Below are 24,932 nucleotides of genomic sequence, written 5' to 3'. Positions count from 1 at the left end.
CCATCACATAATGCCAAACTATGCGCTATACCGTAGTACCTTTTTTCTGAAATTGGGCGTTCTTGTTTTTGAGCTCCTCTAATTTTCGTTCCAGACCTGCAATAATTTCATCTGCCTTATAGCTCATATTTGAAATAACGTCTTCCAATTTTTCTTCAAAGGCCACTTTTTTTGCATCTGCTGTTTTGGTAAGCTCATCTTTGGCGTGCTTTAGTCGGTCCGTGATGTCATGGGTGGTATCCTGGGCTTTCTTCTTTATTTTTTTTCTGATTTCTGTTCCCTTGTCCGGTGCGTACAGGATTCCGATGCCAGCCCCGATAGCTGCCCCTGTCAATAGGGCCAATAATATGTTTTCATTTGATTTGGACATGATATTGAGTTTTTAAAGGTTAAATAATTTACTACTTAAATCTAAGGGGTTAGGGTGTCATATGGAATGATATTTGTCAGGAACTTAAAATTTAACATCGTCTGATTTACATCATTCAAAACCTGCCAGCTCTTATGTAATTTTAATAGGGTAATGCAAGATGCTTTACGTGTTTACTACAATATGCATCATGAAATCTTTTATTAAAAAAACAGAAAGTATTTTTTATATCAAGGCTTTGGACGATTTGAACCAAGCGGAATTGGTAATCCGTACGGTAAAGGGCAGTATCTCCAATGCCATAGAAATATCTGTATTGGGTAAAATGGATGCCGAGGAGTTTAACAATAAAAAACAGCTGGTAAAAAAGAGAAGGGCACTTCGATCCTATTGGCGCTCCCTTTTTGGCAAGGACACTGACATTGGCTTTTTTTTCCATCAAGAAATTGGCAATGTATATATCATAGGTCCTCTTGCGCCCATGTTTTTATATGATATCAGCGGTAAAAAATTAGGGGCTCTTTCCGGTGGTACTTATGGGATATTAAGAGGCTTTGGTATTGGTCCCAAGGACACCATGAATTTCCTTGATTCTTTGGACAAGGGGTCATGCCTTCTAATTTTTAAAGGGGCCGCAAAGCAAATAAAGCAGCTGGAAGTCCTGATAAGGCAATTGGGCAAAACGGCATAATAGGCATTTAATATGCCCAGGGATAGGTCTCCGGCAATTGGGTCTTATCTGTGAATATATGGATAGGGTGTAGTGCTTCCGTAATATCTATATGCAGGAAAGCATCATATCTTTCTGGCATAACAGAAGGGACATAATTTCCAATAGACTCATATTTAGGATGATAGACCACCCCAATGGCCCTATGTTGAAGTGGCGCCTTAAATTCTGCATACTCCCTTAATTCGTCCATTAGTACCAATTGATTGCCCTTGCCCGTCCTATGCATTAAATATTCCCAAGAACCCCCAATGGCTTCTGGTAAATTCATCCTTCTCATGGGGGATCCCCATTCGGAACCAGCAATTACACTGCCGGCGTAAGAACCGAAACCAACAATCTTAGGATGTAGTTCTGATAATTGTTCCCTGACCAGTTGTCCTACATTTACACTGTTTTCAAGGACCATATCCGTAGCTCTGGCATCACCTACATGTGTATTGTGTTCCCAAACGATTCCTTTCGCTTCTGGACCGTAAAAATCGAATAATCGTTTTAGGCTATCAGTCATATGCTGATCCCGTAGATTCCAAGAACTGGAATTGATACTGACCATGGCACGGTAGTAATTTTCAGCATTTTTTGCTACATAGGCATTTTGCCGCATATTTAATGAAGCTTCTTGGTCCTTATTGAAATTTTGGGCATGGTCTATAATTTCCTGTAAGAGTGATACTACCTCATTTTCACATGTTTTTGGCATGTATCGCTTTAAAGATCTGGCATAGGCCAGTCCAATTTCATCTGCAAATGGCTCAAAACAACCCATGGCCCGTTTCGCAGTGGGCAACAATGAAGGTTTATGTTCCGATAAATAATCTATAATGGCCTCCATGGATTCCCAAAGGCTGTAGACATCCAATCCGTAAATACCCACCCGTTGGGCCATCGGTAACTTTTCATTGTGGCCATGTAACCAACGAACCAGACTTTCCGTTTCCCAGTTGGCCCACATCCAGGTTGGCCACCTATTAAATTGTTTTAGAACATTTAGCGCACTGCTATCACTGTTGTCATAATTTTTTATGTATCTGTTGACCCTATAAAAATCTGGCCAATCCCCTTCCATAGCGATAAAATTAAAACCGTGGTTCTCAATGAGGTGTTTGCTGATTTCGGTTCGCCAGGTATAATAATCGTGTGTGCCATGGGAGGCTTCCCCCAATAGCACCAGTTTGGAATCGGATAATTGATCGAATAAGGGGGCCAAGTCCTGTATATGTACAACCTTATGGCTGACCTCTTTTAACGTGGTTATCTTTTGTTCTAAAGCGTCCATGTAAGAGAAATTTATTAGGTTTTTTACTAAATGATAAAGTATCCTACTACGGATTACTCTACTAACTCCAAGATATTAATTAGGTGTAAGAACCATAGCTTCCATTTAGGGATATTTAAAATTAGCACAATGGACCATTATTCTAAATGATGCTGGTCAGTTGTAACTTATTTTGAATAGGAGTTCAACATCCCATCTTCCAATGTGGGAGGTAGCTGATCTGAATCATTTTATTTTGGCAGGCAATTTTGCAATTTTGGAAGGAGAACCGAGGATAAAAAAAAGAGATGGATAAGACGATTAAGGAGCACGAAAGGCGGGATCAGTATCAGGAATTGGCAGTGGAATTGTTTCCTGTCCTGTCCAAGTTGAAAAAGGAGGGGAACAGTGCTGAATTTAATAAGCAATTGTTAAAAATCATTCCGCCATTACACCTTTATATAGAACGGCGTTTAAGGACGGCCCTTACAAAAAAGTTATTGCCCCAAGGGAAGTACCAGGCAGAATATTACCTGGACGAACTGATCATTCATATCAATGATGATTTTGAAAGTATCAAAGGTCCCATCGATTTTTACCCATGGTTGTTCCAAAAGGCAGACCTGCTATTGGAGGCCACCATAGAAAAAGAGGTGTACGATGCCAGTATTTTGGATAATCTGGAAAACTATTCCAAGCTGGAATGGGATGGGCTACAGGAAAAATTTAGTAGGGAAGCCGATGGGGACTTGGTGTTTCTTGAGGAACTCGATGATATTTCCTATCGAAATTATGAGCGTTCAATGACCTCTTATTTTTTTGGAGAGAACCAACAGCTTCTGATTCGCAGATTGGATGAGGAATGGGGAAAGGATCAAATAGATCGACATTTAGATATTGTGTTGTACCATATGCCCTTGGAGATGCAGGTTGTATTTGATCTCTTGGTTTTCCATCATTTTAGTTTGGAGGAAATAGCGAGAATCAGAAATTACAGTATAGAAAAGGTGGAACAATTGCTGAATAAGGCACAAGATGTCATGGGCAAGAGTCTTTATCAAAGATATACCAACACTAAGGTTTAATAATGAAACAGGGACATCATGGATGAATTAACAAAAAACCGAACCTCTGGACCTTTATTGGGAATTGGCTTGGACCAACTTCACAGAGAAAGCCAAGAATGGATAGATTCCGTTGAGTTTTGGAAGGATGAATTACATTTTTTGGATGGCATATTACGCAAAAAGATAAACGATAGTACGGATCAAATGTTTACCGATCTCCTGGGGAACATGGGGAAAGTACACCATCACCTTTTTACATATTTGATAAAGGATATCTATGCCCATGAAAAGCTTTTAGCCCGATTGGTAAAAGGGGAGAAAGGAATCGCCGATGCCGATTACAGAAATGGACACAAAGAATTGAAGGGTAAAATGGACCTCTTTGCAAAGGACTTCAAGGAATTCAAGAAAATGGTGTTTGGTTATGCCAAAAAATTCTAAGGCCAATATTTTCCTGCACCAATTTATAGGTTCAGGGACAGCTGAATAGGACAATGGTCGGAGCCAAGGTAATCCGGAAGTATTTCGGAGCTTAGGACCTTTTCCATGAATGACCCGCTTACCAAGATGTAATCGATCCTCCATCCCACATTGCGTTCCCTGGCCTTGAACCGATAGCTCCAATAGGTGTAGGCAACTTCATTTGGATGAAGTTTTCGAAACGTATCCACAAATCCAGCGGCACTAACATTGTCCATACCATCTATTTCTATTTGGGTATATCCCGCCGTTTTATTGTAATTGGCCTTATCATTTTTTAGGTCTATTGGCCTATGAGCTACATTAAAATCGCCACAAACAACCACCGGTTTTTTCTTTTCCAGGGCTATCAGGTATTTTAAAAATGCGGCATCCCACTGTTGCCGATAGTTTAATCGTTCCAGTTTTTGACCCGAATTTGGCACATACACGTTCACCAAATAGAAATTGTCATATTCTGCGCAGAGCACTCTGCCTTCTTTATCGTGTTCCTCAACTCCCATATCCGTGGTAACGGCCAAAGGTTTTTCTTTGCTCAATATGGCAGTTCCCGAGTATCCTTTTTGGTCTGCAGAATTGGTATAACTATGATATTGGGATAATTCGGAAATGGTTTTTTCCACTTCCAAATCTTGGGCCTTGGTCTCTTGAAGACAAAGAATATCGGGATCTAGGCTATTGACCGATTTAAAAAAATCTTTTTTTGCAATGGCCCTTATACCATTGACATTCCAGGAAATGAGCTTCATATACGATACTTTAGGACCATTAAAGATAGGCTTTTGTTCTATATTTTTCATTAAAATGAACCTAAAGGCCTGTAGTGGTCAAGGGTATCAATTAGCACTGATCCCAAGCCTTGGGATATGCAGTTTGTTGAAAATGAAGTGGTTTATTAAGAAATGGATAGATTCCTATCTGCGATAAATCTTTTTATGGAAGAAATAAGATCATTAAGCTCGGAAGGCTTTACAATATAGTCATAGGCTCCGAGTTCCAATCCCTTGACAATTTCCTTCTTCTCGCTTTTGGCACTGAAAAAAATAAGGGGTATGGTTTTGAACGTGGGATGGGCACCCAACTTTTTCAATACTTCAAATCCGTCCATTTCTGGCATCAGAATGTCACATACAATGAGGTCTGGTACATGTTGAACCACCTTTTCATAACCTTCCTTTCCATTGGATGCAGTTATAACATGAAAGCCCTCCAACTCCAGTAATTCAGCTGTGTTTTCACGAATGGCGTTACAATCATCTATGATTAAAATGGTAACCATGGTAAAGGGTTGTTATAGTATTTGCCTGGATACTTTTATAGGGGAAGTAACTTAAAAGTAATAAATTTCTCGCAAATACTAAGGTTAAACCCAATATTTGTTAACCTGAGGTCTACCATTATGGGGTGGAATTTATAAATAATGGTCTTTCGATTTTTTAAAACATGTGGCCTCAAGAACAAGGCTAAATATTTTATTTACAGATAAAAAGGGTACCTTGAAATGTTGTTAAAGTTGCACTGTAAAGGTGCTGCCTATATTTTCTTGACTGGTAAACTCAATAGATCCCTTTAGTAGGTCCAAATAGCGTTCAACAATACTGAGTCCCAATCCGGTACCGGGGATGTCCTCGGCATTTTTGGCTCTAAAGAAGCGTTTGAACAAGAATTGTGAGTCCTCCTCTGGGATACCAATACCCTGGTCCTTGATTTTTAATGTCAAAGTGCCATTATTCTCAACTGTGGTCAATTCTATATCCTTTTCAGAATATTTTATGGCGTTGGATAATAGATTGAGGAGTATATTTCGAAAAATTTTCTTATCCTGGGTCGTGTTTCTTTGGCCGCTATGCGTATATGAAATTTTTTGATCTTCCTTTAACATGACTTCCATTTCCCCAATGGTAAAGTTTATAAAATTGGGCAGATCAAAGGTTTCTTTATTTACCCTGACAACTCCTTTTTCCAATTTATCCAGGGAAAGGAAATCATCCAAAATACTGATAAAATGTGTTATGGAAGACTTAATGCGGTTGAAGTGTTTTTTCTGTTTTTCAAATTGACCCAGGGCGCCGTATTTCTCAATGAGGATGATGGAAGACAAAACAATGGTGATAGGGGTGCGAAGCTCGTGGGAGGCTATGGAAACAAAGGAACTCTTCATTTCACTGATCTGTTTTTCATTTTCCAGGGCATCACTAAGTTCTTTGGTGCGTTCTCCTACCATCGTCTCCAGTTCTTCCATATAACGCTGTTTGGTAGCCTCTTCTTTTTTTCGTTGGGTAATATCCTCCCCAGAAGATAAAGTGCCTATCTGATTACCGCTGTTATCCAATAGTGCTATGTTTGTCCAGCCCATTAGACGCTTTTCACCATTCTTACATTTTACAAAATTTTCAACATAGGGTTTTAGCAACAATTTATTGTTTTGGAAACTTTCATTGGCAGGGTCAACTTTAGTGTTATCATGACCTATCACAAATTTTTTGAACCAATTCTCGCCTAGAATTTCCACCCTTTTATAGCCCAATAGCTCACATCCTTTTTGGTTGATCATCTGTACTTTATGATCTGAATCTATCAGTAGGAAAACTACAGGGGCCAAATCCAAATACCGCTGAATTTTTTCTTTTTCCAATTGTAGTTCGTCGTGTTCTTTTTTTAAGGCGGCAGCTGCCTTAAGTTCTGTAATGTCCTGTAAGGAAATTCTACAAGTATCGCTACTTTTAGAATAATTGGGAATCATCCCCTGAAGTAAGGCTGTGAACGTACGGTTTTTCCTGTCTTTCATTATAAGCTCAAAGGAAGGCAGGTTTCCATTTTTGAAGGCCTCATTTAAATTGAGAAACAACTTAATGGATTGCCCACTGCTCATGTAGGCAGATAAAGGCTTGCCTATTAATAAGGAACGTTCCAGACCGAGAAGCATACAAGCGGTAAGGTTGATGTTTTTTATGACTCCTTTTTTGTCCACGACCAAATAACCGACCGGGGCAAAATCAAATAGGTCTGTATATAGGTCGCGCAACTCTTCCAATCGGTGCTGGGTCTCCCGCAACTCTTGGTTTTGCATTTCCAGTTCCAATTGGTGAACTTCCAGCTCATGCATTATAACCTTGGCCTTGTCCAATGTTAGGTCCTTGGGCAAGGTGCTGGATTGCCGCAACTTCGCCTCTGCTTTGCCGCGTAATTCATCAGTTTTTGGATGGTCTTTATTATCCATTTTTCTTCATATCATTAGGATTTAGAAGTTGATTTTCTGCAACTTTTAAATCTGTTATGTCCATTGAAGTACATGCGATACCTGAAATTTCCCCATTTGCCATTACAGGTCGGACCATAAGATCAAAATACCTGATACCTCCTCCAATTTTTAAAGCAATGACCTCCCTATTGGGTTTCCCGGAAGTCAGAACTTCTCTTTTTGTCTTGGTTAGCAAAAGGGCATCTTCCTTATTAAAAAAATCTTCATCCTTCTTTCCTACCATGCTCCTAAATTCAAAATCTGGATGTACATGGGCCACGCTGGTATACTCAAGATCTTTGTTTTGTGTATAGACCACTATCTTGGTCATTTCCAACAAATGGTCAAAGTTTTCCTTTGTTTCCTTTAATTCTTCCGCCAGCCGTTTTTCCTCCGAGATATCCACAAAGGTGATCACTACCCCTTCAATTACGTTTTCAGAAGTGCGGTAGGGCATAATCTGCATCAAATACCAAACGCCATCAACACTCTTTACGGATTTTGATATGGGAGAAAGCTTATCAAGTACTTTTTTTACATCTTCGACGATCCCGTCATAGATCAGGTTGCTGGACAAATGTTCTATAGGGCGTCCCACATCGCTCTGTATAAGATTGATGATCTTGGACATGGAGGGGGTGAAGCGTTTTATATGTAAATTGGAATCCAGGAAAATGGTCCCAATTTCGGTGCTGGCCAACAAATTGTTCATATCGTCATAGGCCTGGGCCAGTTCGTCTATCTTTCCTTGTAGTTCCGTATTTACCGTAACTATTTCTTCATTGACACTTTGTAGTTCCTCTTTAGAGGTTTCCAGTTCCTCATTGGTACTTTGCAATTCTTCGTTACTGGATTGCAGTTCCTCATTGGAAGATTTGAGCTCCTCATTGGAAATTTCCAATTGTTCTATGGTTGAACGCAGGTATTCCTTGGTGGCTGCCAGTTCCTGTTCCATTGCCAGGAGTTCAGAGGTGTCTTCTGGCTTAACAATCTTAGTTTCCTTATTTGAATTTAGTAGTTTTTTGCGGTCTTCAAATATGACCATCATAAGTGCTTCCCCTGTAACTTCCAGTTGCATAGGCTTAATGCTGAGGTCTATTAATTGGAAAGAATCATTGGACTTGACATCTATATTATAACGTGTTTCTGTTTTATTGGTTTTCCGAACTTTGGAGATCAAGACTTGGAGATCGGCCTTTAATCCTTCCCTGGCCATATCAATAATATTTAATTTTGCCTCTCCGGGCGAAGGTTGCAGATACTTCCCAGTATTTCCTGAAAAATACAGGGCATCTCCTTTTTCATTAATAATGGCGCATGCGGGGGTGTAATTCGCTAACAATATATTCTTGGTAAGACTAGCCAGGTTCTCCTGATGGTTTCTTTTCAGAACTGGTTTAGCCATGATCTTTGTGGGTGGGGTTTCTTGAAAAAGATGGCCGATATCCGGTATTTTTTCAAGCTTCACATCCTTATGTTTGAATATTTTTTGTTTCCTATCCACCACCTCAAATAGGGAGTCGTATTCACCAAGGGATTCTGAACTGCCCAAAAAGAGAATCCCTTCTGGGTTAAGGGCATAATGAAAAATAGCGAACACCTTTTTTTGAGCCTCTACGTTCAAATAGATTAAAAGATTTCTACAGCTGATCATGTCCAGCTTAGAGAAAGGCGGGTCCTTGATGAGGTTGTGTTCCGCGAATACAATCTGGTCCCTGATTTCTTTTTTGATCCTGTAGGTCGTGGCATCGCTATAAAAATACTTGGATAAATATTCAGGGCTTACATCCACTGAAATACTATGAGGGTAGACGCCTTGACGTGCGAGGTTAATGGCATTTTCATCTAAATCCGATGCGAAAATTTGAACCTTTATTTTTTTTGATTGCTTTTTAATGGCTTCATCAAATATGATGGCCAAGGAATAGGCCTCTTCACCTGTGGAACATCCTGGGACCCATATCCGAATTGTTTCCCCATCTTCTTTACTCTTGATTATTTGTGGAATTACTATATTTTTTGCAGAATCAAAAGCTTCCTTATCCCTGAAAAAATTGGTTACCCCTATAAGAAGTTCATTGAATAATTTTAAAATTTCCTCACGATTGCTCTGAAGGTATTTAATGTAAAGCTCCAATTTATCTATCTGGTTCAGGGCCATCCGCTTTTCTATCCTTCGTATGACCGTTGTACTTTTATAATCACTAAAATTACAACCCGTCTCATTGCGTAATAAAATAAACACTTTTTCCAAAAGCTCTTTGGCGGTAGAGATCTTATCGGGAAGTTCTTCAGGTTTAAATTTCCTGTTTTTGGCATATTTTAAAAGCAGTGTCGGAATTTCAGCTACGGGCAGGATAAAATCCTGCACTCCAGCCGCAATGGCACTTCTAGGCATCCCATCATACTTGGCCGTTTCTGGATCTTGGACTATGGAAAGTCCTCCTTGTCCCTTAATATTCTTAAGGCTTAAGGTCCCTTCCGTTCCTGTACCGGATAAGATGATGCCGACAGCCTTTTCGCCTTGGTCCTCTGCCAATGAGCGAAGGAAAAAATCTATGGGCTTTCTAAAACCTCTGGCCGCTGCGGGTTCCATTAAGTGAAGAATACCATTAAAAATGGCCATATCCTTGTTGGGAGGTATTACATAGACGTTGTTGGGAACTACAAGGGTGTTGTCCTTAACTTCAGAAACCTCCATTTCTGTATGGTTTTTGAGTAAGTGTACCATTAGGCTCTTGTGTGTAGGATCCAAATGCTGTACAATTACAAAGGCCATTCCAGGTTTGGCGGGGGTTGCTTTAAAAAACTGCTCTAACGTTTCCAGGCCACCGGCAGAAGCTCCCATCCCCACAATAAGAAATTCTTCTTTTTTGCCACTCTTTGAGGGTTTATTCTGGGAGGTCCCTTTTTTTTGGGAGGATGTGGTCTTGTTTTTGGCCATGTTTTTTAAAGGTTATCGAATGAAATCGTATTCCAAAGTTAATTAAACCCCTGAAATTATTTGCAGTAAAGGGGCACTTCTTTTGGGATTCGCTCTGTTGTCTCTAATGCGCAAATATTGATTTTTAATTGGTTTGCTTCAAGATGTATCCATTTGGTCAGATCCTTGGTGAAGCACATTGTTTAAAAGACTTTGCAATCTAAATTTACAAAACCAGAGATGGTTCTAAAATGACATTTATCAGCAGTGCCACCTACAATGCGTACAGATGGTAGGGGCATCCCAGGGCAATTTAACGTTTTCCCATTCAAGGGCCATGAATGACCCAAGTCATTTACAATTTTCTATGAAACGCTTACTTTGTTGCCTAAATAAAGTGGTATGAAAATTTCAAAAACTGGGGTATTTCTTTTGGTAATAGTGATGTTTTTGGGAAGTTGTGGCCCTGTGGTCATCTCCTCTAGGCCCAACCATCCACCCCCGCCCTGGTTTTATCCAAACAGGGTAGAATTGGTACGTTATGTTTATTTTCCGGAGTACAGTATATACTATGATTTCCACGATAGAACTTATATCTATTGGGATACTGGGGTCTGGCTCAGGGCTTCCGTTTTGCCGCTCCGTTATAGGAACATCAACCTTAGTCGTACCAGATATAAAAGGATCAATAATTTCAGGGGAGACAATATTCAAAGGTACCATAATGATAATCCTTATAGGGGAAGGAGCAATATTGGTAGGAGGAGTACAAGGGGAAATTGATTTAGATCATTTATTAAAAGTGTAATTTAAATTTTTGTGGAATGAAAAAGTTAGCAGTTTTATTGGTTTTACTGTCCTTGGGCTCTTGTAAGGGGCAGGAAAAAGACCAGAATCCCGAAAAAGAGACAATAAACGATTCCATTGTAAAGCCCAAAGGACAATGGAATGTCACCCGAGAATACGATGAATTGGGTAACCTTATCAAATATGATTCTGTCTACTCCTGGCACTATTCCAATAGGGCAGGGGATTCGCTAAGGGTGAATCTGGACAGTATTATGGATAATTTTAAGCGGTATTTTGGAGAAATGGAGGCACCTTCCTTGAGAAGGGATTTTTCGTATTTCCCAAAGGCAGACTCGCTTATGATGAAGGACTTCTTCTCGGAGGATTATTTTTTTAGAAATTGGGAAAGGCACCATCCGGAAATGCAACAATTTATGAAGAGAATGGACTCGATCCGCAATCACTTTCTTAGGGAGTACCACCCGGGCCTCCTTGATTCCAAAAACTGACATCTTGGTCAATGTAACAGTTTAAAACAGAAAAAGGAGGCAGAGCCTCCTTTTTCCTATGAAGAATATCAATCAGTAGGTGTCCAATCTATCCTTTAAACCAAATTATTGCTAAAATGGATCAGAGGTATACGTTGTAACCAACAATTTCTATTGCTTCACTATGGTCCATTTTTCTTTACAGAAATCCTGACCAATGTCTTATAAAAAAACCAGAACATTTGCATGTTCTGGTTTCCAGAAGATATGTATGAACAATGACCACTTATAGTAAAACCCTTCAACTACCCATCGCTGGGTAAAATTGTGGTCCACAAGGTATACTGACGTAACATACTTCCTAAGTGCTTTGGTATATTGCTACACCAATGCGCCTTTACCTTTATATCATCAAAGAACGTGTTATTTTATATTGTAATTAAAGTGCTAAAATAAGCACCAAAACTGGCATTTGAAATGACCTAGATCAGTTTCCGAAAATTTAACAATTATTAAAAGAAACCGGGATTTTTATATCCCGGATCTTTAGGAGGAAAAGATATGCTGGAAATACTATTTAAAGCATACGCCCATTAAGAGTGGGCCAACACCATAAACTAGATGTGAAGCATATCTTTATCCTCCGTTATACTGACAAAGGGTTCCCCCAAAACCTTTGCCAATACCTTCAAAACAATATTTTTAAGAACAGTGCTAAAGTATTTGATAGAGTCATGAGATAAAATGATTTATATCAGTTTGAAAATATTTTAACTTTTTTCCTTTGTTTTTTTGCCCAGTTTCGTGTGTTTTTTAACCCAGGAGTAGAGTGCATCAACATCTGCTTTTTTGCACAGCTCCCCATCTGATGTCATAGTGGCCGCAGTGCCACAGGCTACCCCATATTGTGCCATTTCTAAAAATGACCGACCCTCTTCAAGGCCAAGGGTCATCCCGGCGACCATGCTATCACCTGCCCCAATTTTATTTTTCTGAAGTACCATTGGAGCCGGAATAAAAATACATTGGTCCATAAAAACCATTAAGGCGCCTTTGGCACCCATGGAAACCACCATGATATGACAGGAATGTGTGGCCATAAAACGGATGGCCAAATTTTCCAATTCGGAAAAGTCGATATAGGATTTGTCCAGAAGGGAACTAAATTCACCCAAATTGGGCTTAAGAAGAAAGATGGGAGCTTTTACGGCCTCTTTTAGTTCATCTCCTTTGGTGTCCAAAATTAGCAGGGCATTTTTTTTATTTGCAATGGCTGCCACCTGGGCAAAATAAGTGGTGGGAACCCCAGGGGGTAATTTACCACTGGCCACTATATAATCACCATCATTTAATTGTGTTTCAAGAAGCCTTAAACTTTCCTTCCATTCCCTTTCCTTCACAAAAGCTCCCGGTACGCCAAAGCGGTATTGTAGTTTGTGCTTCGTATCCGATACCGATAAATTTTCACGTGTTCTGCCTTCTTGGGATACTACTTTTTGTTCAATCCCCCTTACCTCCATTAACCTTTGCATATGCACCCCTGAAGCCCCGCCAGCAAGATAAATGGCAGTGCTCCTGCCTCCAAGATTTTGTAGGGCCCTTGAGACATTGATGCCGCCACCCCCTGGAAAATAGGTGGGGGCGGAACAGCGCAATTTGCGATTTGGTTCCATCCCATCCACTGTGGTAGTTTTATCTATCACAGGGTTTACCGTAAGAGTGATGATTTTATTCATGGGCTAATTGTTCTGCTTACTACTAATTTCCCGCAGCTACAGGCGGCTCCAACAATTCAAAAAATTGGTCTAGTTTAGGTAAAATGATGATTTCTGTCCTGCGGTTCAAGGCCCTTCCCTTAACGGATTCGTTAGTATCCTTAGGGATGAATTCGGATCGCCCCCCCGCGGTCATTCGCTGTGGCTTTACGCCAAACTTAGATTGCATCAACCTAACAATGGAGGTTGCCCTTTTTACACTTAAATCCCAATTGTCCACCATACACTCAGTGGCTATGGGCACATTGTCCGTATGTCCTTCTACCAGGATATCCAATTCATTATGATCGTTGATGATCTTGGCGATCTTACCGATGACTTCTTCGGCCCTATTGCTTATTTGATAGCTGCCAGAACGAAATAGCATCTTGTCTGAAATAGATATATAAACAACGCCTTTTTTTACTTCAATGCTGATATCCTCATCGTCAAAATTATCCAGGGACCTTTTGAGGTTCATTACAAGAACCAGGTTAATGGAATCTTTACGTTGCATGGACGAGGTAAGGTCTTTGATATATTTGTTTTGCTCATTAAGAGCTTCCAGAGATTTTTTAATGCTTTCGGCACCAGACTTGCTCACTACAGATAGGTCGGACAGTCTTTCCAATAAATTGGTATTGGTGCTTTTGAAATAAGCTATTTCTTGCTCCATGCCCTTGGTCTTATTTATCTCATTGGCCAGATTAGTCTCTAACAACATACGTGCGTTCTCACTGGTTTTTAGATCATTTTCACATGCTTCGGCCCTGTTAAGCGCCTGGGTGTAATTCTTTTGGCTCACACAGGAGGTTAATAGCGCAAGGATTATTACGATAAAAATTGGATTTTTCATTTTAGGTTGTTTTTAGGGTTGATGTATAAATACATCTAGGATTATATAATTTTTCTTCCCCTTTTAACGTGTTAAAGGAGTCTTGTCCATCAAATCAGCTACCATTTGACTTTTTTCTGCCTTGTTCATGTTCTCAATTCCTTGTATGAGTGCGTCCGGATTAAAGGAAATACTGTCGATCCCTTCCTGTACCAAAAAAGCAGCAAACTCCGGAAAATCGCTTGGCGCCTGGCCACATAGTCCAATCTTTGTACCTGTTTTCCGTGCCGCGGCAATGGCCATGGCTATCATCTTTTTTACGGCAGGGTTGTCTTCATCAAAAAGGTGCGCCAATAAATCGGAGTCCCTATCTATGCCCAAGGTCAATTGGGTAAGGTCATTGGATCCTATGGAAAACCCATCGAAAATGGCTGCAAATTCTTCGGCGAGGATCACATTGCTGGGAATTTCTACCATGGTGTAAATTTCGAGCCCCAAATGCCCTCTTTTCAATCCGTTATCTTCCATAAGCGCAATTACCTTTTTTCCTTCTTCCAGGGTTCTGCAAAAAGGGACCATAACTTTTAGGTTATTCAGACCCATGGTTTCGCGCACTTTTTTAATGGCGGCACATTCCAGGGCAAACCCTTCTTTGTACATAGAGCTATAATACCTGGAGGCTCCCCTAAAGCCCAACATGGGATTCTCTTCCTGGGGTTCAAATTCTTTCCCGCCCAAAAGATTCGCATATTCATTGGTCTTAAAATCGCTCAACCTTACAATCACTTCTTTTGGGTAGAAGGCCGCGGCAATTGTACCGATCCCTTGTGCCAAACTATCTATGAAATATTCTGATTTATCGAGGTAGCCTTTAGTAATCGTCTCAATATTTTTTTTGGTGGCCCCCTTCTTTAATTCTTCAAATCGTACCAAGGCCATTGGGTGGATTTTCACCATATGGGTAATGATAAATTCCATCCGCAATAAGCCAACCCCATTATTGGGATAAAAGGATAGGGGAAAGGCGAGTTCGGGATCTGCCAAGATCAATTTGGCCTCGGTTTTGGGAAGTTTTATTTTTGAAAAGTCGATTTCTGTTTCTTTGTAAGGTAGCTTCCCTTCATAAATATATCCGGTCTTGCCCTGGGCACAGGTCAAGGTGATATGGCTGTTATTGGAGATGGCGGTAGTGGCGTTCCCACAACCCACGATGGCCGGCACTCCCAGTTCTCGGGCTACAATTGCCGCATGACTGGTTCTGCCCCCTTTATTGGTTATGATGCCCCCAACTTGCTTTAGTAAGGGATCCCAATCTGGGGTTATGGTATCGGTCACAATAATGGTGTCTTTGTCTAAAAGTCCCGTGTTTCTCGGAGATTTTAAAAGGACGGTGGTGCCCGTTTTGATCATGGAACCCACGGCATTTCCTTGGGTCAATAATTTGCCTGTTGCTAACAGCTGGTACGAAATATGGATGTTTTTGTCTTTTGTATGGTGCACGGTTTCTGGGCGCGCCTGTAGTATAAAAAGTTCTTCGGTCTGTCCGTCCTTGGCCCATTCAATATCCATAGGTTTGTTATAGTGCTCCTCTATCAATAAGGACCATTTGGCCAGTGCAATGATCTCGGTATCGGTCAATACAAATTGCGATCTTTTGTCATAAGAGGTATGCCGATTGACAGTGGTTGCCGGGTCAATTGTGGTGGCATAGGTCATGGTCAGTTTTTTATCGCCCATTTTTTTTTGGATGATGGGGTATTTGCCTTGGCGCAAGGAAGGCTTGAAGACATAAAATTCATCGGGGTTGATTACGCCCTGGACAATATTTTCTCCCAAGCCCCAAACTCCTGAGAGCAACATGGCGTTTTCAAAACCAGATTCCGGTTCAATAGTGAACCCCACGCCCGAGCATCCAACATCGGAGCGCACCATGAGCTGAACCCCTACAGACAGCGCGATGTCGTGATGGTTGAACCCTTGGTCTTCCCTATATTTTATGGCGCGATCGGTATAGAGGGAGGCAAAACATCTCTTTACCGCTTCTACCACCTTTTTCTCGCCTTTTACATTCAAAAAAGACTCATGCTGTCCGGCAAAACTGGCATCGGGAAGATCTTCGGCGGTAGCGCTGCTTCGTACGGCAACCGCCCTAGGGGAATCCCCGCTCAGCTTTTCATAGGCACTGGCGATGTCCTTATATAATTCGTTGGATATTGTCCCTTCTAAAATAAGGCCCCTGGCTTTTTTTCCTATGAGGTCCAAGTTGGAGAATTTGGTCCTGTCCAACTGTGCCATCAGGTTTTCCAAGGCTTGCCTGATCTTGTTTTCGTCCAGAAATCGCCAAAAGGCCATTGAAGTAGTGGCAAAGCCATTGGGCACACGAACCCCTTTAGACGTCAATTGATTGTACATTTCTCCCAAAGAGGCATTTTTACCCCCTACAAGGGCAATATCCTCGATGCCTATGGTACTGAATTCCTTAATATTCATCTTTGGTAATTTATAGTATAACCAAAGCTAGGAGATGTATTGTTCCTACCATATGACTTTCATCATTAGAGTGCAGGGAGGACAAGACAAATGGCAAAATTGATTTTTTTTAGCAAGAAAAGGTCCACATGATGTAGGTCATAGTTTGCTATCTGTAAGAGCAATATCTTCATAGAGATAAAAAATACGAAACACTAACCTTACTTTTTAAATCAACGTATTATGTCCGTATTAAAAGTGATCGAAATCTTGGGCAATTCCAAAACGAGTTTTGAAGATGCCGTTCAGAATGTCATTACTGAGGCTTCCAAATCGGTAAAGGATATTAAATCTGTTTATGTCCAGGAAATGCAGGTTTCTGTTAAGGACAACAAAATTGCCGAATATCGTGTAAACACCAAAGTAACTTTCGGTATCAAGAATTAGTCATCTTGCGATATTTGGTTTAAGGCGCACTAAAACGTTCTCTTTTAGTGCGCTTTCTTCTGTTTGATGTATGGATTCTTCCAAAAATTGATATGGCCTCGGCATCTGATACCTGTTGGAAATTTTTATAAAATTGCCCCACGGCATGAAAGTTATGCGGTGCCAACAGGCAAATCACCTGGTCTATGTAGGGGGATGCTTCTAGTCTGGGAATGGCGGATCTTGGTGCTACCGGAATGGCGACTATGGTTTTCTTCGGCTTTTGTGCATGTACCAGCTCTGCCGTCACAAGGATGGTATTTCCCGTGGCTATCCCATCATCCACTATAATGACCACTTTATTCTGCAGGGATTCGGGTTTCCTTTCTTTATAGTATTGTTGGTAACGATGTTTTAATTTGGCCCTAATCTTTGCCGTTTGTTTATCGATATACCCCTTTTCAATTTCTGCAGCATCACTAAGTATAATATGTTCCATGCTTACTGCCCCAATAGCATATTCCTTATTATAGGGATGGCCTATTTTTTTTGAAAGGGCAACATCCAACGGAGCATTTAATGATTTTGCGACTATTGAGCCCAATGGGAGTCCACCCCTAGGAATGGCAAGAACAACAACGTCTTTGTCTTTGTAGTCCTTTAACTTTGCCGCTAACTGAAGTCCGGCATCTATACGATCTTTAAACATAATTTCATTTTTTTAAGGTTAACCAAGTAAAAAACCATTTGGCCGATCTTTCGGCCACATCTTTCAATTTTCCGGGCTCCTCAAAGAGGTGGGAGGCCTCGGGAATGATCTCTAGCTTACGCTTACATCTTAATTTATCGTACGCACTCTCATTTAATTCAATGACCATATGGTCCCATCCCCCTACCAATAACAGTGTTGGGGCCTTGACCTTGGCTAAATCCTCCATGGCCAAATCTGGTCTTCCCCCTCTGGATACTACCGCTCCAACGGCATCCCCATAGAAGGCGGCGGCCCTAAGGGCAGAGGCTGCACCTGTACTGGCGCCAAAGTATCCCATAGGCAGGTTTTTGGTAGGGCCGTACTGTTGCAACCATTCAGTTACTTCAATAAGGCGTTCGGTCAATAGATCTATATTGAACCTTGTCTCGTAGATCCTATCTTCCTTTTCGGTAAGTAGATCGAACAGAAAGGTGCCCAGGACCTTTTTTTGAAGTATTTCGGCAACGTAGTTGTTTCTGGGGCTTAACCGACTACTACCGCTGCCATGTGAAAAAATGACGAGCCCTAAGGCGTTTTCCGGTAGAAACAACATGCCTTTTAAGGTGACTTTCTTTAACCTTATATCCAGGGTATTGTTTGTGAGTGCAACTGACATAACTCCATGTTTTATACTACCACTTTTTTCTTTTTACTTATCACCTTCTTGATTAAGAGCCCATAGGTAAAGCTCAATGCCACAACTGAGATGATCCATCCTAAAATCGGAACAAGGGTTACCAACCGCAGGAGGAGGGCAAACCCCAGCGTTAAAAACACCATTGCCCAAAATCCCCATTGCTTTTCTTTGCGTTGGTTCAAATAATAGGTAAACAACAATGCGGCGAGAATATGTCCAAAAAGTAGGCTAAAGAGGTAGGTGACCAAAATAAAGAGCCCTATGGGAATACCGATAAGAGTGATGAAAGTAATTATAATAAGCAATGGTACTCCAAATATATAGATCAGACCATTGCCCAAAACATTCCAGGTATTGTCTTCCACATCTGTCGTTATGGTGGGGAATTGGTTTTTGAACAAGGCATGGAACAAAATGATAACCAAAAATATGGACAGGATGTAAAAAAGGGCCAGCCCAAAGGAAAATGCTCCAAATTTGTATAATGAAAGTTCCTCTTCCTCCATGCGAAGTTCTTCCGTAAAGGTTGCAGATGTGCCCACAAGGCTATTTTTAAAATCCACTTCCCCTTCTTTGGTCCAATAGGTAACCTCTCCGTGGAATTTGGCATTGTTTCCAATGGTGAGGTGTTCCGCGGTAATTTGGGTATTCCCCATAAAATCCCCGTCCAGGTAAATTTCCCCTCCGCTTATTTTGGCATCTTTTCCTATGGTCCCATAAATAGAGGCCTTTCCGGCAGAGGCTTTCATCGTCCCCATTACATCTCCATTTACTTGAAGCTCCCCAGAGAAGGATATAAGATTACCGTGGATGATACTATTGTTGCCAATATGTATTTTGCCTCCTGCTACAACAACGTCATCCCCAATTTCTGCATCAATCAGCAATTTTCCCCCTGCGGCACGCACATCATCGGCAACATATCCCTTGAAGGTGAGTTCACCCCCGGCAGCAATTAGGTCTTGACTTATGGAATCTAAAACAAAAATGGAGCCTCCACTAGCGACAACATCACCTCGGACCTTATTGTTGATATTAACGGCTTCACCTGCCAGGTAAATATCATCATCTTGAGTTTGTGTTATGGTTACATTTTCACCCGATTTGAATTGCGCATGGGAGACAAAAGCGAAAAAGAAAGCCCACATCCATATATATCTTTTCATTTTACGGAATTTATGGGGGACCTGTATTCAAATAAAAGGCGAATCATTTGATAATCAAATGACCTTGGTCAGGTGAAAGTCGCACTAGGTTGGTTACCTTTCTTTAGGGTAATTAATCCAAGAAATATATGAGAGCTGCCTTTTTGGTAAAATACGGAGCATCCCAAACCGCTTTTGAGGTGCGGGAAACAGAAAAACCCAGTCTTTCACCAGATCAGGTAATGATAAAAGTAGCTGCATTTGGTCTCAATTTCGCTGATGTTATGGCCCGGTTGGGGCTATATAAGGCAGCACCACCCTTACCGGCCATTTTAGGTTATGATGTTGTGGGTCACATTGAAGAATGTGGTTCCAATATTTCAGGGCTAAAAGTTGGGGATAGGGTAGTGGCATTGACACGTTTCGGGGGATATGCAGAGTATGCCGTGGCCGAGGAAGCGATGGCACACAAGATCCCGGAAACTTTTTCTGCCGGAATTGCCGTAGCCCTGGCCACTCAATATAGTACGGCCTATTTCTTATCACATACCATGGCGAATCTGCAGGAAGGTGATAGGGTGCTGGTCCATGCTGCGGCAGGGGGCGTGGGAACGGCCTTGGTACAAATGGCATTGTTGAAAAAATGCATGGTCTTTGGTACCTGCAGTTCCGTGGAAAAAATGGAATATTTAAAGAAGCTTGGGGTGCACCACCCCATTAATTATAAGAAGAACGATTTTGAAAAGGAGATTCGCTTGCTCAATAAGGATGTTGGGTTAGATGTGATTTTTGATCCTGTAGGAGGGACTTCCGTGCGAAAGGGATTCCGACTTTTGGGAGCAGGAGGAAGGATACTGACCTTTGGGGTGTCCTCCATGAATAAGAACACCTCCTTTTTCGGAAAATTAAAAGTGCTGTTCCAATTTGGGATCTATCATCCCATTCAGTTTTTGGGGGGATCCAAGGGAATGATCGGGGTGAACATGCTAAAGGTTGGGGAGGAAAGACCGGATAAGGTGGCCAATGCCATGAAGGCCGTAATTCAAATGACCGAGAAAGGTGATTTAAACCCTTTTGTGGGAGCGGAATATAACATAGAACTGTTGGCGGAGGCACACCAATTTTTGGAATCGAGGAAATCCATGGGAAAAATTGTGGTGAAATGGTAAACAATAAATGAAATGTGATGGGAAACGGATTTTTTAAAAATAAGGTGGCCATTGTCAGTGGTTCCAGTATGGGCATAGGAAAAGCCATAGCCCATGAATTATTGAATCTGGGCGCCAAGGTAGTTTTAAATGGAAGGGACAGGCAGCGGTTGGAGCGTGCGGCAATGGAATTAAAGGAACTGGGATATGAAACCATGCCCGTGGTTGCAGATATCCGTTTTCCCGCCCAATGCAAAAAGTTGATTGATAGTGCGGTAGCCACCTATGGAGGATTGGATATTTTGGTGAACAATGCCGGGATAAGCAGCAGGGGGAGTGTTGAGGATATGGCCGATTCCAATTACAAAATAATTGCCGAGACCAATTTTAACGGGGCCGCACATTTAAGCAAATATGCCATTCCCCATCTAAAAATATCAAAAGGACACATCATCTTTATCAATAGCGTTGCCAGTTTTAGGGGCATGCCCTACAATGCAGCCTATAGCACCTCAAAAATGGCACAGGCCGGACTGGCTGAGGCCCTACGGATAGAGTTGTCCGATAATGGGGTGCACGTGGGGATTACTTATGTTGGTTTTACCGAGAACGATCCCAAAAAGACCATTTTGGATATGGATGGATCTTGGATCTACCTTCCCAAACGGACAAATGAAAAACTCGATACCCGTGAGCACGTGGCCAAAAGTGTCTGCGTACAGATCGCCATGCGCAAGGACTCCATTACATTAACGGGACTTGGACATCTGGCGAGGGTGATCACCCGTTATTTTCCCCTTTTAGGACATTGGGTACTTTGGTGGAACAGGGCAAAGATCAAAAATGAGTATACCATGATAGGCGGGGCAAGGGCAGAAGTACAAAGGTCCAAGGTGCCACATAGGGATGTAGAGGAACTGATTTAACCATTAGGTTTTATCAGTAACTGCTTTAGTGTTTGTCACAGCCCCGTAATATTTGTTGAAAATAATGGATGCAGTAAGATCTCCGGTTACATTCACTGCAGTTCTAAACATTCCCAAAATACGGTCTATGCCAATAATAATGATCAGACCATCAATAGGAATTCCCGCACTCAGAAGTACCGATGTTAGAATAATAACCCCACCACCTGGAATGGCTGGAGTACCTATGGATGCAGCCACCACGGTGAAGGTGATGATCAGGAGGTTGACTATGGTCAATTCTATGCCATAGGCTTGTGCCATAAATAAGGTGGTTACGCATTGAAACAATGCTGTTCCATCCATATTAATTGTGGCCCCAACTGGGATCACAAAATCACTGATATTGGAAGATACGCCCAATTTGTCGTCTGCTGTTTTCATGGATAGGGGCATAACGGCAGCGGAACTGGCGGTAGAAAATGCCAGTAGTTGTGGTTCCCTGATTGCTTTTAAGAAGGTGAATGGATTTTTTCTGGTGATGACCAAAACCAGTATTAAATAGAATATCATTAATAGGACCAGGCCCAATATAACTACAACCATATAATACCCTAAACCCAGGAATATTTCAAAGCTCGTTCTGGATAACAAAGCCGCAATTAAGCCGAATACGGCATAGGGCACCAACAGCATGGCCCAGGATACTATAATCATACAAATTTTCTGAATGGCTTCAGAAAAATGGATAATAGGTCGTACCGTATCTTGGCGGATTTGGGTTATAGCCACCCCTATGATGATGGTAAAAATAACAACACCCAACATTTCTCCGAGCAAAATTGACTCCAACGGATTATTGGGGATAAGATTTGAAATTGCAACTGGGATGTTCTCAAGAAGGTCAGTTTGCTCATTAGCTGCTATTTGATTTTCACCACTATTTGGAAAGCCACCAAGCGAAGAAATATACTGGCCAGGTTTCAAAATAAGTGTCACGGCCAGACCTATCATGATGGCAATGGCGGTAGTAAAAATAAAATACAGCAATAGCCGAAGTCCAAAAGATTTAAGATTCTCTGAGGTATTGCTTACAATTCCTGTAATGATTGATGTAATGATCAACGGGATCATGACCATTTGGACCAGCCTCATAAATATTTGTCCGGGCAGGTCTAGCCAATCGGCTAGTCGTAAACTAATATTTTCAGAAAGAAGCCCTGAAGACGGATTTAGTAGCATGCCCAATCCCGCCCCTAAAATGATTCCAATAATGACCTTAATCCATAATTGGCCATGGATAAGCCGGTCTAAATGAACTGATAAGGTATTAAGCGGTCTAAATTCTATCATAGTGTTCTAAAGGTTTGCCAACTAGTGGATAATAGTTTTTAAAGTCCACCCACCTTAAAGCACATGAGAGGAATGGTCAAGTAAGATTCCATGGCTATGACCAGATCTTTGTGCATCAATTTTCGCATGAGGCTGCCATCATCACGTTCCAGCATCCCTAAGATGGATACATCAGAACGTTCAATATAGGTATGGAGTTCCTCCAGGATATTCTCGGAAAGTATACGCTCAAAGCCCATGGGTTTATAGTTCACCTTTTGCTCCAGCATTTTTTGTAACCATACCACCTGCCTATCCTCTTCATATTCTTCTTTGGTGGTAATATGCACAATTTTTATGGCCGCCTTAAAGGGTTCGGCAATTTTTACCAGTTGCTGGATGGCATAAATATCGGCGTCTTCAAAATCTGTGGCATAGACCAGGGTGTGCAATGGGGCAGGGGTTGTATTTTCGGGTACCGTTAGCACAGTACAAGGTGCTTTTTTTATCAAGCCAACAGCTGTACTGCCCAATAAAAATTCCTTTAGGGCGCTACCGCCTTTTGTGCCCACAACTACCATATCCGGGTCAAGGGTTACAATGGCTTCAAGGATGCCGTCCGTACTGGATCTATTCTCTATGGCGATCACCTGTCTGTTGGTTACAATGGGCTTGTCTTTTAGATGCTCATAACAAAAGGCCTCCAATTTCATTTTATGTACTTCGAACAGTTCCTGTTCTTTTTTTAGATAGGCCAAAGATACTTTGGTGGCCAGGGACATGGGATGGTCAAACACATGGAGGACGAGCAGCTTGGCCTTTAATTTAATACAAAGATTGTTGGCATATAAAAGTGCTGCAACGGAGTTCTCAGAATAATCGGTGGCATAAAGTATAGTTTGCATGAGCTCAAGATTAGTTGCGTATGAAGCTATGGCATAAAAAGAGGGCAAAAAATGATAAAAGTCAATCTTTATCGAAAATAAGTCACATGATATCCATCATTTTATTTGAAATAGGGGAAGGGTAGCTTTGAAAAGAGTTGAGGCAATAGCCTGTCCAATGGAATGGGATATGCTTATGCAAGGAATCCATGAGGGGGAATGTGACTTATTTTGAGAACAGCAAGTACTGAAAAATGGATCATGTTTTAGGTTTGAAAACCATGAATGGGATTTTTGCGTTTATAAGATTTTAAAAGTCAATTAATGTTCAGATTTGACAAATACAATATTGCGGATTGGTTTTCCTTTTACAGAATATTTGCAGTGCCTTTGCTTTTGGGCCTGGTCTGGTTTGGGGAGCGACAACTGTTTACCTGGTTTTTACTGATCAGCTATAGTACGGACGCCATTGATGGCTTTCTGGCGCGGAAGTTAAATATTGTGAGTGCCAGGGGTTCCCAATTGGATTCGGTTGGCGACCAGATTACGCTGATCATGGGGCTTATTGGCCTGATTGTTTTTGAGACCGACTTCATGAAGGCCAATTACGGTCTTATCCTTTTGGCTTTTATTCCCTATGTCCTGCAAATGATCATTGCGTTTATAAAATACGGGAAGGCCACGGCTTTCCATACCTATCTGGCAAAGACGTCTGCCGTGTTGCAGGGGGTATTTATTTTGTGGCTCCTGTTTTTTGGTCCGGTCTACTGGTTGTTCTATACCATGATCATCATAGGGGTGCTGGAAACCATAGAGGAGATCTCCCTCATATATATGTACCCACATTGGGTTAAAGATGTAAAAGGGATTTTTTGGGCCTTCAAAGACGATCGAAGAACAGCCAGAAGTAAAACGGCAAAGGAGAATGGGGTTTGACAATGATTAAAGAGCTATGAGAAATGAGATGTGAGATGTGAGAAATGAGGAATGAGGAATGAGGAATGAGCAGTGAACAATAAACAAGAGGAATGAACAATGATCAATAAGCAATGAGATGTGAGATGTGAGAAATGAGCAGTGATCAAGGCTTGGTTGGTTTGGGGATTGTAAGCTAGTGCACAACATAGTAAGTATTTTAAGACCCTTGCAGGGAAAATCCATTTTATGGGAGTTCGTGTAAGGGTTTTATATGGGTATTCACCAAGAGCGATAGCTATGCCTATCTTGGTGCATTCTGAATTTTTTATCCAAAAACAACCAAGCCTAAAAAAATTAGGCTATTTTTAAATCTGAATACGAA

At 41.3% G+C, this 24,932-nt stretch carries 23 protein-coding genes; 9 read left to right on the top strand and 14 right to left on the bottom strand.

The genetic code is table 11. From position 1 onward, the window contains the following. Nucleotides 1-25 precede the first annotated feature (25 nt). Nucleotides 26-370, bottom strand: a complete 345-nt coding sequence (locus ABXZ32_RS02635; RefSeq protein WP_354617131.1) for a YtxH domain-containing protein — start codon at nucleotides 368-370, stop codon at nucleotides 26-28. Between the two features lie 190 nt (nucleotides 371-560). Here ABXZ32_RS02635 and ABXZ32_RS02630 point away from each other — a divergent pair, with 190 nt between their 5' ends. Beyond that, nucleotides 561-1,061, top strand: a complete 501-nt coding sequence (locus ABXZ32_RS02630; protein ID WP_354617130.1) for a hypothetical protein — start codon at nucleotides 561-563, stop codon at nucleotides 1,059-1,061. 7 nt (nucleotides 1,062-1,068) lie between these two features. On the opposite strand, the gene ABXZ32_RS02625 is transcribed toward ABXZ32_RS02630, so the two are convergent. Next, nucleotides 1,069-2,379 carry an erythromycin esterase family protein gene (locus ABXZ32_RS02625; protein WP_354617129.1) on the bottom strand — a complete coding sequence of 437 codons (1,311 nt, stop codon included), beginning with the start codon at nucleotides 2,377-2,379 and terminating at the stop codon, nucleotides 1,069-1,071. 287 nt (nucleotides 2,380-2,666) lie between these two features. Between ABXZ32_RS02625 and ABXZ32_RS02620 the strand changes: the two genes are divergently transcribed. After that, nucleotides 2,667-3,443 (top strand): sigma-70 family RNA polymerase sigma factor, encoded by a 777-nt coding sequence (locus ABXZ32_RS02620; protein ID WP_354617128.1) that lies wholly within the window; start codon nucleotides 2,667-2,669, stop codon nucleotides 3,441-3,443. An 18-nt stretch (nucleotides 3,444-3,461) separates the two neighbouring features. Beyond that, nucleotides 3,462-3,866 carry a hypothetical protein gene (locus tag ABXZ32_RS02615; RefSeq protein ID WP_354617127.1) on the top strand — a complete coding sequence of 135 codons (405 nt, stop codon included), beginning with the start codon at nucleotides 3,462-3,464 and terminating at the stop codon, nucleotides 3,864-3,866. A gap of 23 nt (nucleotides 3,867-3,889) precedes the next feature. On the opposite strand, the gene ABXZ32_RS02610 is transcribed toward ABXZ32_RS02615, so the two are convergent. The 4 genes from ABXZ32_RS02610 to ABXZ32_RS02595 all read right to left on the bottom strand — a co-directional run bounded on the left by ABXZ32_RS02610 (nucleotide 3,890) and on the right by ABXZ32_RS02595 (nucleotide 10,090). After that, entirely contained in the window at nucleotides 3,890-4,705 is an 816-nt protein-coding gene (locus ABXZ32_RS02610; RefSeq protein ID WP_354617126.1) for an exodeoxyribonuclease III, read from the bottom strand. Nucleotides 4,706-4,800: 95 nt separating this feature from the next. Next, complete coding sequence (locus ABXZ32_RS02605) at nucleotides 4,801-5,184, bottom strand: response regulator transcription factor (protein ID WP_354617125.1); 384 nt, start codon at nucleotides 5,182-5,184, stop codon at nucleotides 4,801-4,803. Nucleotides 5,185-5,412: 228 nt separating this feature from the next. Then, nucleotides 5,413-7,125, bottom strand: a complete 1,713-nt coding sequence (locus ABXZ32_RS02600; protein WP_354617124.1) for a sensor histidine kinase — start codon at nucleotides 7,123-7,125, stop codon at nucleotides 5,413-5,415. Continuing rightward, nucleotides 7,118-10,090: a CheR family methyltransferase gene (locus ABXZ32_RS02595; RefSeq protein WP_354617123.1), complete on the bottom strand. Its 2,973-nt coding sequence runs from the start codon at nucleotides 10,088-10,090 to the stop codon at nucleotides 7,118-7,120. The genes ABXZ32_RS02600 and ABXZ32_RS02595 overlap by 8 nt, the downstream gene beginning before the upstream one ends. A 381-nt stretch (nucleotides 10,091-10,471) precedes the next feature. On the opposite strand from ABXZ32_RS02595, the gene ABXZ32_RS02590 reads away from it, so the two are divergent. Next, entirely contained in the window at nucleotides 10,472-10,852 is a 381-nt protein-coding gene (locus tag ABXZ32_RS02590; protein WP_354617122.1) for a hypothetical protein, read from the top strand. Nucleotides 10,853-10,893: 41 nt separating this feature from the next. Then, nucleotides 10,894-11,367, top strand: a complete 474-nt coding sequence (locus ABXZ32_RS02585) for a hypothetical protein (RefSeq protein WP_354617121.1) — start codon at nucleotides 10,894-10,896, stop codon at nucleotides 11,365-11,367. Nucleotides 11,368-12,116: 749 nt separating this feature from the next. On the opposite strand, the gene ABXZ32_RS02580 is transcribed toward ABXZ32_RS02585, so the two are convergent. The 3 genes from ABXZ32_RS02580 to ppsA form a co-directional block, all read right to left on the bottom strand. Then, nucleotides 12,117-13,082, bottom strand: coding sequence for a 1-phosphofructokinase family hexose kinase (locus ABXZ32_RS02580; RefSeq protein WP_354617120.1), 966 nt, complete (start codon nucleotides 13,080-13,082; stop codon nucleotides 12,117-12,119). Nucleotides 13,083-13,104: 22 nt separating this feature from the next. Then, nucleotides 13,105-13,956: an OmpA/MotB family protein gene (locus ABXZ32_RS02575; protein WP_354617119.1), complete on the bottom strand. Its 852-nt coding sequence runs from the start codon at nucleotides 13,954-13,956 to the stop codon at nucleotides 13,105-13,107. A 63-nt stretch (nucleotides 13,957-14,019) separates the two neighbouring features. Then, the gene (gene ppsA, locus ABXZ32_RS02570; RefSeq protein WP_354617118.1) at nucleotides 14,020-16,425 is read right to left on the bottom strand and encodes a phosphoenolpyruvate synthase; all 2,406 of its coding nucleotides are present in this window, start codon (nucleotides 16,423-16,425) and stop codon (nucleotides 14,020-14,022) included. Nucleotides 16,426-16,647: 222 nt separating this feature from the next. Here ppsA and ABXZ32_RS02565 point away from each other — a divergent pair, with 222 nt between their 5' ends. Continuing rightward, nucleotides 16,648-16,851, top strand: coding sequence for a dodecin family protein (locus ABXZ32_RS02565; RefSeq protein ID WP_354617117.1), 204 nt, complete (start codon nucleotides 16,648-16,650; stop codon nucleotides 16,849-16,851). A gap of 19 nt (nucleotides 16,852-16,870) precedes the next feature. On the opposite strand, the gene ABXZ32_RS02560 is transcribed toward ABXZ32_RS02565, so the two are convergent. Genes ABXZ32_RS02560 through ABXZ32_RS02550 form a run of 3 tightly spaced genes read right to left on the bottom strand, consistent with a single transcriptional unit; the run spans nucleotide 16,871 to nucleotide 19,384 of the window. Next, a complete protein-coding gene (locus tag ABXZ32_RS02560) occupies nucleotides 16,871-17,539 on the bottom strand; it encodes a phosphoribosyltransferase (RefSeq protein ID WP_354617116.1) in 669 nt (222 codons plus the stop codon). 4 nt (nucleotides 17,540-17,543) lie between these two features. Beyond that, nucleotides 17,544-18,197, bottom strand: a complete 654-nt coding sequence (locus ABXZ32_RS02555) for a dienelactone hydrolase family protein (protein ID WP_354617115.1) — start codon at nucleotides 18,195-18,197, stop codon at nucleotides 17,544-17,546. An 11-nt stretch (nucleotides 18,198-18,208) separates the two neighbouring features. Next, the gene (locus ABXZ32_RS02550) at nucleotides 18,209-19,384 is read right to left on the bottom strand and encodes a polymer-forming cytoskeletal protein (RefSeq protein WP_354617114.1); all 1,176 of its coding nucleotides are present in this window, start codon (nucleotides 19,382-19,384) and stop codon (nucleotides 18,209-18,211) included. Between the two features lie 128 nt (nucleotides 19,385-19,512). Between ABXZ32_RS02550 and ABXZ32_RS02545 the strand changes: the two genes are divergently transcribed. Together ABXZ32_RS02545 and ABXZ32_RS02540 are read left to right on the top strand one after the other, a co-directional pair. Continuing rightward, entirely contained in the window at nucleotides 19,513-20,532 is a 1,020-nt protein-coding gene (locus ABXZ32_RS02545; RefSeq protein WP_354617113.1) for a quinone oxidoreductase family protein, read from the top strand. A gap of 17 nt (nucleotides 20,533-20,549) precedes the next feature. Beyond that, on the top strand, nucleotides 20,550-21,437 hold the full coding sequence (locus ABXZ32_RS02540) for an SDR family oxidoreductase (protein WP_354617112.1): 888 nt from the start codon (nucleotides 20,550-20,552) through the stop codon (nucleotides 21,435-21,437). A 3-nt stretch (nucleotides 21,438-21,440) separates the two neighbouring features. Here ABXZ32_RS02540 and ABXZ32_RS02535 read toward each other — a convergent pair whose 3' ends face one another. Together ABXZ32_RS02535 and ABXZ32_RS02530 are read right to left on the bottom strand one after the other, a co-directional pair. Beyond that, nucleotides 21,441-22,769, bottom strand: coding sequence for a dicarboxylate/amino acid:cation symporter (locus ABXZ32_RS02535; RefSeq protein WP_354617111.1), 1,329 nt, complete (start codon nucleotides 22,767-22,769; stop codon nucleotides 21,441-21,443). A 38-nt stretch (nucleotides 22,770-22,807) separates the two neighbouring features. Beyond that, entirely contained in the window at nucleotides 22,808-23,653 is an 846-nt protein-coding gene (locus ABXZ32_RS02530) for a universal stress protein (protein WP_354617110.1), read from the bottom strand. 303 nt (nucleotides 23,654-23,956) lie between these two features. Here ABXZ32_RS02530 and ABXZ32_RS02525 point away from each other — a divergent pair, with 303 nt between their 5' ends. Then, nucleotides 23,957-24,568: a CDP-alcohol phosphatidyltransferase family protein gene (locus tag ABXZ32_RS02525; protein WP_354617109.1), complete on the top strand. Its 612-nt coding sequence runs from the start codon at nucleotides 23,957-23,959 to the stop codon at nucleotides 24,566-24,568. The last annotated feature ends 364 nt before the right edge of the window (nucleotides 24,569-24,932 follow it).

It is taken from the genome of Sediminicola luteus, from assembly GCF_040566555.1.
Taxonomy (GTDB): domain Bacteria; phylum Bacteroidota; class Bacteroidia; order Flavobacteriales; family Flavobacteriaceae; genus Sediminicola.
The sequence above is the reverse complement of the archived record's forward strand: the minus strand, read 5'-3'. Positions and strand labels throughout refer to the sequence as shown.

Bases quoted from the DNA above. Each gene is read 5' to 3' on its own strand.
- ABXZ32_RS02575 (WP_354617119.1), bottom strand. From the start codon at position 13,956: ATGAAAAATCCAATTTTTATCGTAATAATCCTTGCGCTATTAACCTCC.
- ABXZ32_RS02535 (WP_354617111.1), bottom strand. From the start codon at position 22,769: ATGATAGAATTTAGACCGCTTAATACCTTATCAGTTCATTTAGACCGG.
- ABXZ32_RS02525 (WP_354617109.1), top strand. From the start codon at position 23,957: ATGTTCAGATTTGACAAATACAATATTGCGGATTGGTTTTCCTTTTAC.
- ABXZ32_RS02605 (WP_354617125.1), bottom strand. From the start codon at position 5,184: ATGGTTACCATTTTAATCATAGATGATTGTAACGCCATTCGTGAAAAC.
- ppsA (WP_354617118.1), bottom strand. From the start codon at position 16,425: ATGAATATTAAGGAATTCAGTACCATAGGCATCGAGGATATTGCCCTT.
- ABXZ32_RS02565 (WP_354617117.1), top strand. From the start codon at position 16,648: ATGTCCGTATTAAAAGTGATCGAAATCTTGGGCAATTCCAAAACGAGT.
- ABXZ32_RS02620 (WP_354617128.1), top strand. From the start codon at position 2,667: ATGGATAAGACGATTAAGGAGCACGAAAGGCGGGATCAGTATCAGGAA.
- ABXZ32_RS02590 (WP_354617122.1), top strand. From the start codon at position 10,472: ATGAAAATTTCAAAAACTGGGGTATTTCTTTTGGTAATAGTGATGTTT.
- ABXZ32_RS02625 (WP_354617129.1), bottom strand. From the start codon at position 2,379: ATGGACGCTTTAGAACAAAAGATAACCACGTTAAAAGAGGTCAGCCAT.
- ABXZ32_RS02550 (WP_354617114.1), bottom strand. From the start codon at position 19,384: ATGAAAAGATATATATGGATGTGGGCTTTCTTTTTCGCTTTTGTCTCC.
- ABXZ32_RS02630 (WP_354617130.1), top strand. From the start codon at position 561: ATGAAATCTTTTATTAAAAAAACAGAAAGTATTTTTTATATCAAGGCT.
- ABXZ32_RS02560 (WP_354617116.1), bottom strand. From the start codon at position 17,539: ATGTTTAAAGATCGTATAGATGCCGGACTTCAGTTAGCGGCAAAGTTA.
- ABXZ32_RS02610 (WP_354617126.1), bottom strand. From the start codon at position 4,705: ATGAAAAATATAGAACAAAAGCCTATCTTTAATGGTCCTAAAGTATCG.
- ABXZ32_RS02540 (WP_354617112.1), top strand. From the start codon at position 20,550: ATGGGAAACGGATTTTTTAAAAATAAGGTGGCCATTGTCAGTGGTTCC.
- ABXZ32_RS02600 (WP_354617124.1), bottom strand. From the start codon at position 7,125: ATGGATAATAAAGACCATCCAAAAACTGATGAATTACGCGGCAAAGCA.
- ABXZ32_RS02580 (WP_354617120.1), bottom strand. From the start codon at position 13,082: ATGAATAAAATCATCACTCTTACGGTAAACCCTGTGATAGATAAAACT.
- ABXZ32_RS02530 (WP_354617110.1), bottom strand. From the start codon at position 23,653: ATGCAAACTATACTTTATGCCACCGATTATTCTGAGAACTCCGTTGCA.
- ABXZ32_RS02635 (WP_354617131.1), bottom strand. From the start codon at position 370: ATGTCCAAATCAAATGAAAACATATTATTGGCCCTATTGACAGGGGCA.
- ABXZ32_RS02615 (WP_354617127.1), top strand. From the start codon at position 3,462: ATGGATGAATTAACAAAAAACCGAACCTCTGGACCTTTATTGGGAATT.
- ABXZ32_RS02585 (WP_354617121.1), top strand. From the start codon at position 10,894: ATGAAAAAGTTAGCAGTTTTATTGGTTTTACTGTCCTTGGGCTCTTGT.
- ABXZ32_RS02545 (WP_354617113.1), top strand. From the start codon at position 19,513: ATGAGAGCTGCCTTTTTGGTAAAATACGGAGCATCCCAAACCGCTTTT.
- ABXZ32_RS02595 (WP_354617123.1), bottom strand. From the start codon at position 10,090: ATGGCCAAAAACAAGACCACATCCTCCCAAAAAAAAGGGACCTCCCAG.
- ABXZ32_RS02555 (WP_354617115.1), bottom strand. From the start codon at position 18,197: ATGTCAGTTGCACTCACAAACAATACCCTGGATATAAGGTTAAAGAAA.